Origin of the sequence: Streptomyces sp. NPDC059443 (assembly GCF_042750105.1) — a bacterium.
Lineage (GTDB): Bacteria > Actinomycetota > Actinomycetes > Streptomycetales > Streptomycetaceae > Streptomyces.
Window position 1 is genome coordinate 165178 of sequence record NZ_JBHYVM010000006.1, and the last position, 13653, is coordinate 178830.

Below are 13653 nucleotides of genomic sequence, written 5' to 3' on the forward strand. Positions count from 1 at the left end.
GCCGGGGCTCCCGCGTACTGGACGTACTCGGGTGCCCCGGCAGCGCGGCGAGGTACGGTGCCGGGCGGCGCGGGCCCGGCAAGATCCGGAAGAGCCGGCCTAGGCGGGGTCCGCAGCCGGCGGTAGGTTGGGGCGGTTGAGCTGGGGTGGCAGGGGAGCGGCATGACGGAGAACGCGCACATCAAGGCGCTGGAGCAGATCATGCCGGCGACGCACGGAGCCGACGAGGACATCGACTGGCAGGCGGCCGAGGCCGTCTGGGGCAGCCGCTTCCCCGCCGATTTCGTCGCGTTCATGGGCCGCTTCGGCGCGGGCTCGATCAACGGCGAGGCGAGCGTCCTGCTGCCGCTGCCCAAGCCCGGACTCCAGTGGGACCCGGCACAGATGGCGGAGGAGACGGCCAACGCCCGCCAGGTCTGGGAGGCGGAGGGCGGCCGGGCCGCCTTCGACGTGGACCCCGAGTCCATCCTCGCCTGGGGCGTCACGGGCGGCTCCGACATCCTGTGCTGGCTCACGACCGACCCGGACCCGGACCGCTGGCCCGTCCTGGTGGTCGGCCGGCACACCGCCGATTCCTTCGCGGTGTACCCGTACGGCATGGCCGAGTTCCTGTACCGGCTGTGCTCCGACGAGTTCGACATGAGCCCCGTCAGCATCACCTTCTGGGACGGCGGCCACCTCAGCTTCGTGCACTGGCGCAAGGCCCAGCGGCGCTGGCAGGAGGGCCGCAACCCCGAGACGGGCGAGCCCGACCCGTACGCGGGCGACTTCACCGACTGACACCGGCCGAGACTCCCCCACGCCGACCCCGAACCCGTTCCGCGGCCCCTTCATGGCCGGAAACGGGCGTTTCGGTATGTCTACGCGCGTCCGAATTGTTGATCACATATCGGAAAACACCATTCGGAAATGCCGCACTTGGAGCATTGACCACAAGTGCCGACCCAATGGAACCAACCGCCCTCCCTCAGGAGAGAATTCCGGCCAACGGGCCACTGAGGGACACCACTGCCCGGAGTAACTCATAAGTAATAACGGGACTCAAAAGAAAATCAGGGGAATACACCCGTGCGACGAAGAATCTTCGGCACGACCGCCACCGCCGCCGTGCTCGGCCTGCTGATACCGCTGGCCGGATGTGGCAGCTCCGACGGCAGCGGCGCAGGTGACGGCGGTACTCTCCGCCTCGTCGCCGCCGAATACGGCGACAACTCGACGAACAGTTCCAAGGCGTTCTGGGACAAGCTGACGGCCGATTTCACCGCCGCCAACCCGGGCATCAAGGTCCAGGTTCAGCTGCTCCCGTGGGCCGACATCGACCGCGAAGTCTCCCGTATGGTCAAGGCCGGCAAGGCGCCGGACATGGCCCTCATGGGCGGTTACTCGGACTTCGCGGCGCAGGGCAAGCTCTATTCCGCGGACGAGCTCCTCTCGGTCACCGCCGAGGCGAACTTCCTCGGCCCGCTCGCCGAGGCCGGCTCCGTCCACAACACCCTCTACGGCCTGCCCTTCGTGGCGAGCAGCCGCCTCCTCTTCTACAACGAGGGCCTGTTCAAGCAGGCGGGCGTCGCCGCCCCCAAGACCTGGAACGACCTCAAGGCGGCCGCCAAGGCGCTCAAGGACAAGGGCGTGAAGTACCCGTACGCCATGCCCCTGGGCCCGGAGGAGGCGCACGCCGAGGCGATGATCTGGGAGCTCAGCAACGGCGGCGGTTACGCCGACAACAGCGGCAACTACAGCCTGGCCTCCGACCAGAACATCGCGACCTTCAAGTGGATCAAGGACAACCTGGCCACCCCGGGTCTGCTCGGCCCCACCCCGCCGTCCCAGCTCAACCGGGCCGACGCCTTCGCCGCCTTCACCCGCGGCGAGGTCGGCATGCTCAACGGCTACCCCTCGCTGGCCCACGAGGCGCGTGCCAAGGGCATCACGGTCGGCACCGTCACGATGCCCATCTCGAACACCCTGAGCCCCGGGGAGATCCCGCCGGCCGTGGGCGTGGCCGACTGGATGATGGCCTTCAAGCAGAACGGGCACCGCGCCGAGATCGGCAAGTTCATGGACTTCGTCTACCAGGACAAGAACCTGTCGGACTTCGCCGGCCGCTACCACCTGCTGCCGTCCACCGTCACCGCCTCCCGCGCCCTGGCCCAGGCCGGCGGCGGGATGGACAACAACGACCAGCAGTTCCTCACGGCCCTGCGCGTCGCCCAGCTCTACCCGGTCAACGACCCGTCCTGGGTGACCATCAGCGACACCATCAAGCGCAACATCGGGCACGCGGTCGACGCGGACGGCGACCCGAAGGCCGTCCTGGAGGACATCGCCTCGAAGGCCGCCGAGGCCACGAAGAAGCACTGACGGGCGGAAGAGGCTCCGACAAAGGACTTTCGCCCCCTGCCGCAGCCCACCCCGCGCGGCATCATGGCCGTACGGTCCTTGATCCAAGGCCGCGGCCCCGTCGCCCGCCGAGCGCCCACAAGGTGCGCGGGGCGACCGGCCGACCTCCTCCGCGGCCTAGCTGGCGCCCTGGTTCTGCGGGGTGAAGGCCGTGCGGTACTGCTCGCAGCTGGAGTCCCAGACCAGGGAGCCCTTGAGGGTGCCGTAACCGGTGCGGGTGACCGACCACTCCACCGTGTACTTGCCCGTGTCGCAGGCGATGCGCTTGCCGCCGGGAACCTTCGCACGGCCCGTGGCGGGCCGGTTCGTGAGCTCCTGGTCCACCTCCGCGGCCTTGGCGCGCTTCGCGTCGCGCAGCTCCGCGTGCACGACGATCGGGTGCTTGCCGTCCTTCGTCGTCAGCACCTTCTTCACGCCCTGCGAATCCGCCACCGACCACGCGAACTCGTACCCCGGCTCCCAGGCGAGGGTCGTCGGGTCGGGGACCTGGCGCGGGTAGTCCTCGGCGCCCTTGGGGCCGCGGCGGGTGACGGTCTTGTACTGGATGCCGGGCCGGAAGCGGAACTGCGCTTCCACCTTGTGCATTTCGTCCTTGGTCCACATCGACTTCATCGCCTTCTCCCCTCCGCTCGGGTCCTGGAGGTACGCCGTGCCGTCGGCGGCGGTGGCGGCCCCCTGGCAGAGGACCGGTACGAGGGCCGCCGCGGCGGTGGCGAGGGCGAGAGCGGCGGTGCGGGTGCGCTTCATGCCCGGACCAACGGGACCCTCCGGCGGGCCGGAACGACGCCGGGCGCGCTTTCACCCGTACGGGGTCCGGAAAGACGGCCCGGGAGGGCTAGGCACTGGGGCCGGTGAACACCGGGAAGCCGGTGGGCCGGCCCTGGTCCTTGAGCCAGGCCAGGAACTGGTCGAGGGCTTCGACGGTCTGCGCGCGGTTGCCGCCGCCGTCGTGGAAGAGGACCGTCGGGCCGTTGCCCATCTCGGACTTGACGGTGTTCATGATCGCGGCGACGCCCGGCCTGCTGAAGTCCTTGCTGTCGACGTTCCAGCCGAGCGGCCGCATGCCGTTGGCGGCGGCCAGGGCCCGGCTCTCGGGGGTGAACGCGCCGCCGGGGGCCCGGTAGTACTGCACCCTGGCTCCGCCGCCCGCGGCCTCCTCGATCATCTTCTTCGCGTCGAGGATCTGCTGCTGCTGGAAGGCGAAGGGCTTGTGGTCCATCCCCGTGTTGTGGTCCACGGTGTGGTCGCAGAGCCGGTGGCCGCCCGCGACCACCTTCTTGACCAGGTCGGGGTGGTCCTTGGCCTGCGGGCCGATCATGCAGAAGGTCGCCTTCACGTCGTACTTCTTCAGTACGTCGAGCACCTTCGGGGTCCACGTGGGATCGGGGCCGTCGTCGATGGTGATGTTGACCGCGTCGCCGCCGCTCTCCGACGCGTGGGCTATGCCGTCGGGGACCTTCGCTCCCGGGTTCGCGGGCGCCACCGGGTCGGCGGTGTCGCCGCCCTTCGCGGGGTCGTCCGACTGCCGGGAGACGTTCTGGTGGCGCGTGTCGTGGCCTGGGTCGACGACCGTCGTCACGCCCCAGATCGTGGCGGCCACCGCCGCGGCCGCCGCCCCGACCGCGACCCGGGCCCGTACGTCCTTCATGTGTGTGCGCGCCATGAACCCCATGAGCTGTCTCAACTCCCCATCCGACATCGGCCATCCGTTGCGCGAGACCTCCCGGCAGCGGCCGGGAGTACCTCCGTGCACTGGTCATGACGTCGGCGGACTCGGCGGGGTTCCAGCCGAATGGCCCATAAATTCCACGTTGTAGGACTTTGGTCCTTGATCGTCCCGAATTCCGTCCCGGCTGAAACCGGGGGCGACCGGGGCGGCCTCCTATCGGGCATCCCAGGGCGAAGGCCCGGGCCCTACTCGGAGGTTCGACCGCCCATGCGCAAGCCCATCACCCCCGCGATCCCGCTACTCGCCCTGCTCGCGCTGTCGCTGACGGCATGTGGAGGCGGCGGAGGCCTGACGGAAGCCGCGAAGCCCACCGCCACCGCCGCCGAGCTGAGCCTCGTACCGGCCGACGGAGCGAAGGACGTCAGGCCGGACGAGCCGGTCACGGCGCGGGTGACCCACGGGAGGCTGACGGCGGTGACGGTGACCGGACCTGACGGGAAGCCGGCGCAGGGCGCGCTGGCGAACGGCGCGTTCATACCGGAGACGGGTCTGGCGGTGGACACGACGTACAAGGTGAGGGCCACGGCCACCTCGGAGGACGGGCACGAATCCTCGTCCGAGTCCACCTTCCGCACGCTGAAGCCGTCGAAGGAGCAGACGGAGACGGTGACCGTGCTCCCCGCGGGCGGAACGACCGTGGGCGTGGGCCAGCCGCTCTCCCTCACCTTCGACCACCCGGTGAAGAACAGGGCCGACGTCGAGCGGCGGTTGAAGGTGACGACGAGCACCCCGACCGAGGGCTCGTGGGGCTGGCTGAAGGAGACGCTGACGGGCAAGGACCGTGTCGACTGGCGGCCGAAGGAGTACTGGAAGCCCGGTACGCGGGTGACGCTGGAGGCCCCGCTGTCGGGGGTGGCCACCGGCGACGGCCGCTACCTGGCGAAGTCGTACGCGGCCTCCGTGACGATCGGCAGGAGCCAGACGGCCAAGGTGGACATCGCGAACCACGAACTCACACTGGAGCGTGACGGCCGGCCGGTGAAGTCGCTCCCGATCACGGCGGGCGATCCGGCGAGCACCCCGACCTGGAGCGGGAAGATGACCCTCATGGGCAAGGAGGGGACCATCCGCATGAAGGCCGCCTCGGTCGGCCTGACCGGCTACGACCAGCAGGTGCAGAAGTCGATGAGGCTGACGGTCTCGGGCACGTACGCGCACCAGGCGGAGTGGGCGGAGTCCTACATCGGCACGGCGAACAAGAGCCACGGCTGCATCGGCCTCAAGACGGCGGACGCCGCGTGGTTCTACGACCAGGTACAGGTGGGCGACGTCTTCGACGTAACGGGCGGCAAGGAGACCCTGGCCCCCGGCAACGGCTTCGGCGAGTGGAACCTGTCATGGGAGGACTGGCAGAAAACCTCCAGCCTCGCCGACCCCTCCAGCCCTGCCAGCCCCTCCAGCCCCGCCGGCGTTTGAGGCGCGGGTCCGGGCAGAGCCCGGTTGCCCCCTCCAGCCCCTCCAGCCCTGCCAGCCCCGCCGGCGTTTGAGGGGGGGGGGGGCCCCCCCCCGGGTTGGGGGGGGGGGGGGGGGGGGGGGAAGGCTCCGCGCCGCGGCCCCACCACCCGCCACCGCCCCCGGCCCCGCCACGCGCCCCCGCCGTACGGCACGGGCCCCCGCCGTACGGCACGGGCCCCCGCCGTACGACACGGGCCCCCGCCGTACGACACGGGCCCCCGCCGTACGACACGGGCCCGGCCCGGCGGATGGGGACATCCACCGGGCCGGGCCCGTAGTTCACGCACGCGAGCAACCACCCGCCGGGGGTCAGTGGGCGAGCGAAGCCGCCTGCGCAGCAGGCGCCTCCTTGGCCGCCCCACCCCCACCGGCGGAGCCACCCCGCAGCGGCACCTCCTTGACGAACCAGGCGGCCACGAAGCCCAGTACCGCCACCCCCGCACCGAGCAGGAACGCCGAGTGCGTACCGGCGGCCACCGCGTGCTGGTACGCGTCCCGCACCGCCTCGGGAAGCTTCGCCAGGCTCGCCGCGTCCAGCTGGGCCGACCCGGCCTTGGTGGCGGCCGCGGGGCCGAGGCGGTCGGTCATGGTGCTGGTGACCCGGCTGGTGAAGAGGGAGCCCATGAGGGCCACGCCGAAGGAGCCGCCGAGCGTACGGAACAGGGTGGCCGAGGAGGACGCGACGCCCATGTCCTTCATCTCGACGCTGTTCTGCGCGACCAGCATCGTGATCTGCATCAGGAAGCCGAGACCGGCGCCGAGGACGGCCATGTACACGCCGGACACCAGGCGGCTGGTGCCCGTGTCCATGGTGGCGAGCAGGAAGAGCCCGACGACCATGAGCCCGCCGCCGAGGATCGGGAACATCTTGTACTTGCCGCTGTTGGTGGTGATCCGGCCCGCGACCAGCGAGATGACCATCATCGAGAGCAGCATCGGCAGGAGCAGCAGGCCGGAGTTGGTGGCCGAGGCGCCCTGGACCGACTGCTGGAAGAGCGGCAGGTAGAGCACGCCGCCGAACATCGCGAAGCCGACCAGGAAGCCGATCACGGACATGAGGGTGAAGTTGCGGCTGCGGAAGATGTGCAGCGGCATGATCGGCTCGGCGGCCTTGGTCTCGACGTAGAGGAAGGCGGCGATGGAGACGATGCCGACGGCGATCAGGCCGATGATCTCGGCGGAGCCCCAGGCGTACTCGGTGCCGCCCCAGGTGGTGACGAGCACGGTGGAGGTGATCGCGATGGTCAGCAGCGCCGCGCCGAGGTAGTCGATCTTTCCCTGGGTCTTCTTCTTCGGGAGGTGCAGCACCGCCGTCACCATGGCGAGGGCCACGATGCCGAGGGGCAGGTTGATGTAGAAGGACCAGCGCCAGCCCATGTGGTCGGTGATGGTGCCGCCGACCAGCGGTCCGCCGATCATGGCGAGGGCCATCACGCCGGCCATCATGCCCTGGTACTTGCCGCGCTCGCGGGGCGGGATCAGGTCGCCGATGATCGCCATGACGCCGACCATCAGACCGCCGGCGCCGAGGCCCTGGATCGCGCGGAAGCCGATGAGCTGGCCCATGTCCTGGGCCATGCCGCTGAGCGCCGAGCCGATCAGGAAGATGACGATCGAGGTGAGGAAGGAGCCCTTCCGCCCGTACATGTCGCCGATCTTGCCCCAGATGGGGGTGGAGGCGGCGGTGGCCAGCGTGTAAGCGGTGACCACCCAGGAAAGGTGTTCCAGGCCGCCGAGCTCGCCGACGATCGTGGGCATGGCGGTGCCGATGATCATGTTGTCGAGCATGGCCAGCAGCATCGCGATCATGAGGGCCATCAGGACGACCCGTACGCTGCGCGGCTTCACCTCCTCCGAGGTTTCCGCCGCCTTCGTCATCTCCACCATGTTCCACTCCCCTGGCGCACCCGCACCGGCCCTGGCACTTACTTGCCGCCCGGCTAGTTCACTACACTGGGGAAGGTAGACCCGTAACTAGCCGGGCGTCAAGTAAGTAGATTTGGGGAGAGCCATGTCCAGCAGCAGTCCGCAGCAGCGTCGCGGCAACACGCGGCAGCGCATCCAGGACGTCGCGCTGGAACTCTTCGCCGAGCAGGGGTACGAGAAGACCTCGCTGCGCGAGATCGCGGAGCGACTGGAGGTCACGAAGGCGGCGCTGTACTACCACTTCAAGACCAAGGAAGACATCATCATCAGCCTGTTCGAGGACCTGACCCGGCCCATCGACGAGCTGATCCAGTGGGCCGAGGAGCAGCCGCGCACGCTGGAGATGAAGCGGGAGGTCCTGCGCCGCTACAGCGAGGCGATGGCCGGCGGCGCCTCGCTGTACCGCTTCATGCAGGAGAACCAGGCCTCGCTGCGGGAGCTGAGCATCGGCGAGACGGTGAAGAAGCGGCTCTTCGCCCTGGTGGAGCTGTTGCGCACGGGCCAGGAGGACGCCCCCCTGGCCGACCAGGTCCGGTGCGTGAGCGCCCTGTTCACCCTGCACGCCGGAATGATGTTCCTCCAGCACGTCGAGGGCGACCCGGAGGAGACCCGGCAGGCCGCCCTGGAGGTCGCGACGGACCTGATCACCCAGGCCCACCAGCACGCATAGGCGCGACCGGGACCGCCCGTTCACTCGATGGGGCGAACAAAGGCCCGAATCATTACTCTCCGTAGTCAGAGCGGCTACTTTTGGTGATGTGCGCTGCGGACGGGCCGCGGCGCCAGAGCCGAAGGCACCGTCATGATGCGTCTCGCCCTCACCACCGCCGCCACCGCGGCGGCCGTCCTCGCCACCGTGCTCGCGCCGCGGGCACCGCTGCCGGCCGTCCCCCTCTCCTACGTGGCCCTCGGGGACTCGTACAGCGCGGGCTCCTTCGTGCGCCCGTGGAATGCCGACGGGTGTGGGCGCTCCGAGCACGACTATCCGCACCAGGCCGCGCGGCGGCTGAAGTTGAAGCTCACCGATGTCACCTGCTCCGCCGCCGAGGTCAGAGCCGGGCTGCTGGGGCCGCAGTCCGAGCTCAAAGGGCCGCCGTCCGTGGCCCCTCCGGGCGGCTGGGCCGCCAAACCGGCGCAGATCGGGGCCGTTTCCGCGACCACCGGTCTCGTCACGGTCGGCGCCGGCGGCAACTCCGTGGGCTTCGCCGACATCATCGAGACCTGCGCGAAGCGGGGGCTGGCCTCCTTCGGGACGGGCAGCCCGTGCACCGACCACTACGCGCGGGGCGAGGCCGCCTCCGCGCTCGATTCCCGGTTCACGGCGCTGGAGGCCGACTTCGCGGTCCTACTGAAGGAGATCCGCACGCGCGCCCCGCACGCCGGAGTAGCGGTCGTCGGATACCCGGCCGTCGTGGACGAGGCAGCGGGCTGCGGCTGGGGCTCCTGGAACCAGCTCGGCACGGTCGCCAAGGGAGACATGCCCTGGCTCGACACCCTGGAGCGCCGGATCAACGCCCTCCTGCGGGAACAGGCCCGGCGGAGCGGCGCGGTGTACGTGGACACGTACTCCTCCAGCACCGGCCACGGGGTGTGCGCGACGGGTGAGCGGCGCTGGATGTACGGGATCAAGGACACCCTGACCGGGCCCGGCGACCAGAGCGACCCGCCCTCCGAGCTCTGCCGGTCCATCCCGGCCCAGGGCGAGGCGTGCACCGTCCTCCATCCGAACCTCCGCGGCGCCACCCACCAGGCGGACCTCGTCACCGAGGCCCTGACCGGGCTGGGAGCGGCCGGAAGATGACCGAAAAGACGACCGGATGATCGACTCGCTCTCGTTCGGGCTTCGCACGTGCATACGATGTGGAGCTTGAACGGCTCTAGTGGTGGGGGGACGCTTACATGGGGCTCAGCCCTGAGTGGGAGAAATTGTTCGGCTCCGGTTCCGGTTCCGGGCCCACGTCGGATTCCGGCGCGCGAATGACACTGGCCTCGGCCGCCACCCCGGGCGACGGTGGGGGCGGCGGTGGCGGCCTGGACGTTCAGCAGGGGCCCTGGACCACCGCGGCCGGGGTTTCGGCGGAGCTGACCGGTGCCACCAACTCGGCCGTGACCCGGCTAGAGACCTCGCACGAGGGTGTCGTGGCCACGCTCGAAGGCTTCATGCTCCCGGCGATCCTCGGCGAGGTCCGCACCTCCTGGAAGGAGCGGCTGGAGGACGTCCGAGCCGAGTGCGCCCGCCTGGAGGCCTCGTTGAGGACCGCGGGCAAGGAGTTCGGCGAGGTCGACCACCGGGTCAAGGGCGACTTCGACAGCCTGCACCCCCAGAAGGGCGCGGTGAAGGCCCAGTGATGACCTGGCAGCACCTCAAGGACCTCAAGCTCGTGGAGATCGAGCAGGCCGCCGACGGTTGGGGCGATGTCGGCAGCCGCGCCTACGCGGCCAAGGAGCGCGTCGAGAACGAGATGCTCGGCAAGCTCCGCGACAGCCAGCAGGGCGCGACGGCGGACGCCGCCCTGGGAGACCTGGCCCGGCTGGCCCGCAACTACCAGTACATACACGCCGAATGCGGGCTCGTCCGTACCGCCCTGAACGGCTTCGCCACCGAGGTGGCCGAACCGCGCAGCCGGCTGAACTCCGCCCTCCAGGAGGCCGAGGCCCTCGGCTTCACCGTGCACCAGGACGGCTCGGTGTCCTATCCGGCGGTCGCCGGACCCCCGTCGAGCCCGTACCTGAAGCCTCCCGAGGGGGGCACGGCGGCTGCCCCGAAGGGCTCCCCGCTGTTCACCGGACCGAGTGGCGGACCGCTGCTCCCGGGCCAAAAGGGGCCGCTGTTCCCGGGCGGCAACGGCGGGCCGTTCCTGGAGACCAACCCGAACAAGGCCAAGGCCGAGGCCATAGCGGACCACATCGCCTCCGCCTGCCGCGCGGCGGCGGAGATGGACACCCGCTATCGCACGGTCCTCTCCGAGCTCAAGGCGGAACGCGGCCTGAAGGTCGACGACTCCGTGTGGGCGGACGCGGCCAAGGACCTCCAGCACACCCGCGACGCGGCCGGTTCGTACCTCAAGGACTCGGACATACCGCACGGCAAGTCCCCGGCCGAGAACACCGCCTGGTGGAACGGCCTCGACCAGGAGCGGCGCGACGAGTACGTCTCGCTCTACCCGGCGAGCGTCGGAGCCCTGGACGGCATCCCCTCGGAGACCCGCGACACGGCGAACCGCGTCGTCCTCGCCGAGACCCACGGCACGGCCCAGACGGACCTGGCCGCGCTGCGCGCGAAGGAACCGCCCCGCTACGAGCCCTACATCAGCCCGATCACCGGCCGCGAGGTCAAGGGCGCGCAGGTCGAGTCCAAGGCCTGGCGGGACTGGAACGACAAGCAGAAGGAGCTGGAAGGCCGCCTGAAGGGCATGGACCAGATCCAGCAGCGGCTGACCTCGCCCAAGCCCGAACTTCCCGAGGGTTATCTGCTGAGCTTCGACAACAGCAAGCTGGGCAAGGCCATCGTCTCGATCGGCAACCCGGACACCGCCGACAATGTGGTGACGTACGTACCGGGGACGGGGTCGAAGCTTTCGAACATCGACGGGGACCTCGGGCGGGCCGAGGCGCTCCGGAGGGAGGCCATGCGTCAGGACCCCGGTCACCAGACCGCATCGGTCCTCTGGCTCGGCTACGACGCACCTCAGGGCGTCTTCACGGACGCCACGAGCGATGAGTACGCCAAGGCCGCGAAGGACCCGCTCGGCCGGTTCCTCACCGGAATCGATACCGCTCACACCGGCGGACCAGTGAACTCCACCGTCCTGGGCCACAGCTACGGCACGCTCGTCGCCGGGCAGGCGTTGGCAGCCCACCCCGACCTCCCCGTGGACAACGTCATATTCGTCGGCAGTCCGGGTGTCGGTGTGGACCACGCCAAGGATCTGGGCGTCCCGCCAGACCACGTGTGGGCGGCGACCGCCGAACACGACCCCATCAAATGGGCTCCCGACCCGAACGCGCTCGTCGGCGGGCTGCTCGGTCCGCTGGTGTCGCCCTCGGGGTTCTTCGACTTCTATGACGATCACACGATCCTCTACGGGACCGACCCCGTCACGGACGATTTCGGCGGGCGGACGTTCGATGTGGCTCCCGGAAAGGAGCTGCTGTCCGACGGACTCGCGCCCGCGCACTCGCAGTACTGGCAAGACCAGTCGCTGAGGAATCTCGGTGGCATCGTGACAGGAAAGATCACATGAGTATGCGGAGGGCGACGGCCGCGGTAGCGCTGATCACGATGGCGGTGGCAGCGACATCGTGCGCGGGGCTGCAGGAACGGGCGAAGGAGCCGAAGGTTTCAATGAACGAACAACAAGCCGTGGCGCGTGCCGACGAGATCATGCAGGAGGCGGTGGCGGGCATGTCACCGAAGCCCGCGCTGAAGCTCTCCGGGAGTCGCAGTGCCGGTTCCTGCCTGTCCGAGTTCGGCACGACTGACCGGTGGCAGGTCACCTTCAGCTACCAGCTCATGGGCGTACCGGGGTCCGCCGGGAAACAGCTGGTCCGCCAGGCCCGGGACGCCTGGGTGGCACGCGGGTACACGTTCGAGAGCGAGAAGACCGACGGCGACTGGTCCAAGCCGGATACCTACGTCAGTATGCGCACCCAGGGTGACGACTTCCGGATGACCGCGGGCAACGGGGTCACGGACGAGACGACCGGCGACGGCATCGCCTACCTCACGGTCGACTCGCCCTGCTTCCCCAAGCCCGCGAGCGGCAGCCCCTCCCCCTCCGCGCAGGGGCTGTCGTCCCAATCCCCCATATCGGCGGACGAGGCTTCCGAGCAGCGGGTCCTCGCCCACTCCAGCCGGATCTACGACGCCCTGCGCGTCCCGCACGACGCGGCGGCCGGCGCGCAGCTGCGTACGGGCGAGACCGAAGGCGTCACCTACGTCCACCACGCCTGGACGAGCGAGCCGTTGCCCGCCGACCGGGCGGCGCGGGCCGTGGCGCGGGCCCAGGAGTACTTCGCCGGCGCGGACTGGCGCATACGCGCCGCGCCCGGGCGGCTGGTCGCCCTGCACCCGGCGGACGAGACCGTCGCCCAGCTGGTCTCCGCGCCGGACGGCGTCCTGCGGATCGGCGTCACCGGCCCGGCCGTTCCGGTGGTCCGGGCCGAGGGGGCCGAGGGGGCCGAGGCCTGACCGTGGGAACGGCAGAGGGGTGACGCGCCCGCCGCCGCGGGAGCATCACCCCTCAGGGACCGCTGCTGCGGTCAGGCCTTGCCCTTGAGGGAGGTCACCAGCTGGTTCGTCAGCTTGGTCGCGCCCTTCATGCCCTCGTCGGTGCCGCTGCTGACCAGCACGGTCACCACCGAGGTGCCGACCCGCGCGGCCACCAGCGTGGTGCCGCCCTTCCAGGCGGGGCTGGTCAGGGTGATGGTGAAGGCGCCGTCGCCCACGCCCGTCAGGGGCTTCTCGGAGACCGTCACCTTGCTGTGGGTGTCGGCATCGGTGTAGCTCGGGCAGGCCTTGGAGATCATGCCGAGCGCACCGAGCACGGTGGCGGAGGTCGTGCCGCGGTAGACGTCGATCTCCTGCGCCTGCTGGGAGGAGGAGTCCTTGTTCACGTAGGAGTCCTGCGCGAACGAGACTCCGGTGATCCCGGTGATCTCGATCCAGGAAGTCCCGCCGAGCTTGGTGCAGTCGGGGGTCGGCACGGAGGCGGCCTCCGGCAGCTGGTAGGTGTCGCCGGTGTCGCGCGAGGCCGCCGGGTCGGGGGCGTAGCCGTCGGCGAAGAAGGTGGCGGGGGCGAGCGCCGCCTTGAGCTGCGTACCCGTCAGCAGGCCCTTGTTGGGGCCTTCGTCGGCGGCCGCGGCGGACGGCTTCGCGGCGGACGGCGAAGCCGGGGCCGGCGCGGCGGCCTTCGTGCCGGAGGGGGAACACGCGACCAGCGCGAGCGGGAGCGCGGCGACGGCGAGCAGCCTGGTGGCAGGGGATATCAGACGCACGATGTGGTTCGACCTCTATGTTCGAATGCATGGCGGACCGGATCATCCGGAACACCACGGTGTGGCTGACACCGGATCGGAACGGCGCTTACCGGGGGACGAGTGGGCAGGCAGGGCTCGGCCCGGTCTGGTTCAGCAAGGGGACC

12 protein-coding genes are annotated in these 13653 nt (G+C 70.1%); 8 read left to right on the forward strand and 4 right to left on the reverse strand.

Annotated elements, in window-relative coordinates:
- The first annotated feature begins 162 nt into the window (after positions 1-162).
- Both ACFXDJ_RS08205 and ACFXDJ_RS08210 read left to right on the forward strand, forming a co-directional pair.
- Positions 163-780, forward strand: coding sequence for an SMI1/KNR4 family protein (locus ACFXDJ_RS08205; protein WP_384663384.1), 618 nt, complete (start codon positions 163-165; stop codon positions 778-780).
- A 288-nt stretch (positions 781-1068) separates the two neighbouring features.
- A complete protein-coding gene (locus ACFXDJ_RS08210; protein ID WP_384663382.1) occupies positions 1069-2361 on the forward strand; it encodes an extracellular solute-binding protein in 1293 nt (430 codons plus the stop codon).
- Positions 2362-2517: 156 nt separating this feature from the next.
- Here the strand turns inward: ACFXDJ_RS08210 and ACFXDJ_RS08215 are convergent, their stop codons facing one another.
- Positions 2518-3147, reverse strand: coding sequence for a hypothetical protein (locus tag ACFXDJ_RS08215; protein ID WP_384663380.1), 630 nt, complete (start codon positions 3145-3147; stop codon positions 2518-2520).
- Positions 3148-3235: 88 nt separating this feature from the next.
- Complete coding sequence (locus tag ACFXDJ_RS08220) at positions 3236-4063, reverse strand: polysaccharide deacetylase family protein (RefSeq protein ID WP_384663378.1); 828 nt, start codon at positions 4061-4063, stop codon at positions 3236-3238.
- Between the two features lie 273 nt (positions 4064-4336).
- Here ACFXDJ_RS08220 and ACFXDJ_RS08225 point away from each other — a divergent pair, with 273 nt between their 5' ends.
- Positions 4337-5545 carry an Ig-like domain-containing protein gene (locus tag ACFXDJ_RS08225; protein ID WP_384848399.1) on the forward strand — a complete coding sequence of 403 codons (1209 nt, stop codon included), beginning with the start codon at positions 4337-4339 and terminating at the stop codon, positions 5543-5545.
- A gap of 348 nt (positions 5546-5893) precedes the next feature.
- Here ACFXDJ_RS08225 and ACFXDJ_RS08230 read toward each other — a convergent pair whose 3' ends face one another.
- Entirely contained in the window at positions 5894-7471 is a 1578-nt protein-coding gene (locus tag ACFXDJ_RS08230; protein ID WP_384848402.1) for an MDR family MFS transporter, read from the reverse strand.
- Between the two features lie 124 nt (positions 7472-7595).
- Here ACFXDJ_RS08230 and ACFXDJ_RS08235 point away from each other — a divergent pair, with 124 nt between their 5' ends.
- From ACFXDJ_RS08235 to ACFXDJ_RS08255, 5 genes are all read left to right on the forward strand, one after another.
- Positions 7596-8180: a TetR/AcrR family transcriptional regulator gene (locus tag ACFXDJ_RS08235; protein WP_384660601.1), complete on the forward strand. Its 585-nt coding sequence runs from the start codon at positions 7596-7598 to the stop codon at positions 8178-8180.
- 132 nt (positions 8181-8312) lie between these two features.
- Positions 8313-9311: an SGNH/GDSL hydrolase family protein gene (locus tag ACFXDJ_RS08240; RefSeq protein WP_384848405.1), complete on the forward strand. Its 999-nt coding sequence runs from the start codon at positions 8313-8315 to the stop codon at positions 9309-9311.
- Between the two features lie 176 nt (positions 9312-9487).
- Positions 9488-9859, forward strand: coding sequence for a hypothetical protein (locus tag ACFXDJ_RS08245; protein ID WP_384660607.1), 372 nt, complete (start codon positions 9488-9490; stop codon positions 9857-9859).
- Positions 9859-11754: an alpha/beta hydrolase gene (locus ACFXDJ_RS08250; protein WP_384660610.1), complete on the forward strand. Its 1896-nt coding sequence runs from the start codon at positions 9859-9861 to the stop codon at positions 11752-11754. The genes ACFXDJ_RS08245 and ACFXDJ_RS08250 overlap by 1 nt, the downstream gene beginning before the upstream one ends.
- Before the next feature lie 101 nt (positions 11755-11855).
- Positions 11856-12701 (forward strand): hypothetical protein, encoded by an 846-nt coding sequence (locus ACFXDJ_RS08255; protein WP_384660613.1) that lies wholly within the window; start codon positions 11856-11858, stop codon positions 12699-12701.
- 71 nt (positions 12702-12772) lie between these two features.
- Here the strand turns inward: ACFXDJ_RS08255 and ACFXDJ_RS08260 are convergent, their stop codons facing one another.
- Positions 12773-13507, reverse strand: a complete 735-nt coding sequence (locus tag ACFXDJ_RS08260) for a hypothetical protein (RefSeq protein ID WP_384660615.1) — start codon at positions 13505-13507, stop codon at positions 12773-12775.
- Positions 13508-13653 lie beyond the last annotated feature (146 nt).

Excerpts from the sequence above, each read along its gene's own strand:
- ACFXDJ_RS08220 (WP_384663378.1), bottom strand. The coding sequence starts at position 4,063 with ATGGCGCGCACACACATGAAGGACGTACGGGCCCGGGTCGCGGTCGGG.
- ACFXDJ_RS08225 (WP_384848399.1), top strand. The coding sequence starts at position 4,337 with ATGCGCAAGCCCATCACCCCCGCGATCCCGCTACTCGCCCTGCTCGCG.
- ACFXDJ_RS08245 (WP_384660607.1), top strand. The coding sequence starts at position 9,488 with ATGACACTGGCCTCGGCCGCCACCCCGGGCGACGGTGGGGGCGGCGGT.
- ACFXDJ_RS08240 (WP_384848405.1), top strand. The coding sequence starts at position 8,313 with ATGATGCGTCTCGCCCTCACCACCGCCGCCACCGCGGCGGCCGTCCTC.
- ACFXDJ_RS08205 (WP_384663384.1), top strand. The coding sequence starts at position 163 with ATGACGGAGAACGCGCACATCAAGGCGCTGGAGCAGATCATGCCGGCG.
- ACFXDJ_RS08215 (WP_384663380.1), bottom strand. The coding sequence starts at position 3,147 with ATGAAGCGCACCCGCACCGCCGCTCTCGCCCTCGCCACCGCCGCGGCG.
- ACFXDJ_RS08235 (WP_384660601.1), top strand. The coding sequence starts at position 7,596 with ATGTCCAGCAGCAGTCCGCAGCAGCGTCGCGGCAACACGCGGCAGCGC.
- ACFXDJ_RS08230 (WP_384848402.1), bottom strand. The coding sequence starts at position 7,471 with ATGGTGGAGATGACGAAGGCGGCGGAAACCTCGGAGGAGGTGAAGCCG.
- ACFXDJ_RS08250 (WP_384660610.1), top strand. The coding sequence starts at position 9,859 with ATGACCTGGCAGCACCTCAAGGACCTCAAGCTCGTGGAGATCGAGCAG.
- ACFXDJ_RS08255 (WP_384660613.1), top strand. The coding sequence starts at position 11,856 with ATGAACGAACAACAAGCCGTGGCGCGTGCCGACGAGATCATGCAGGAG.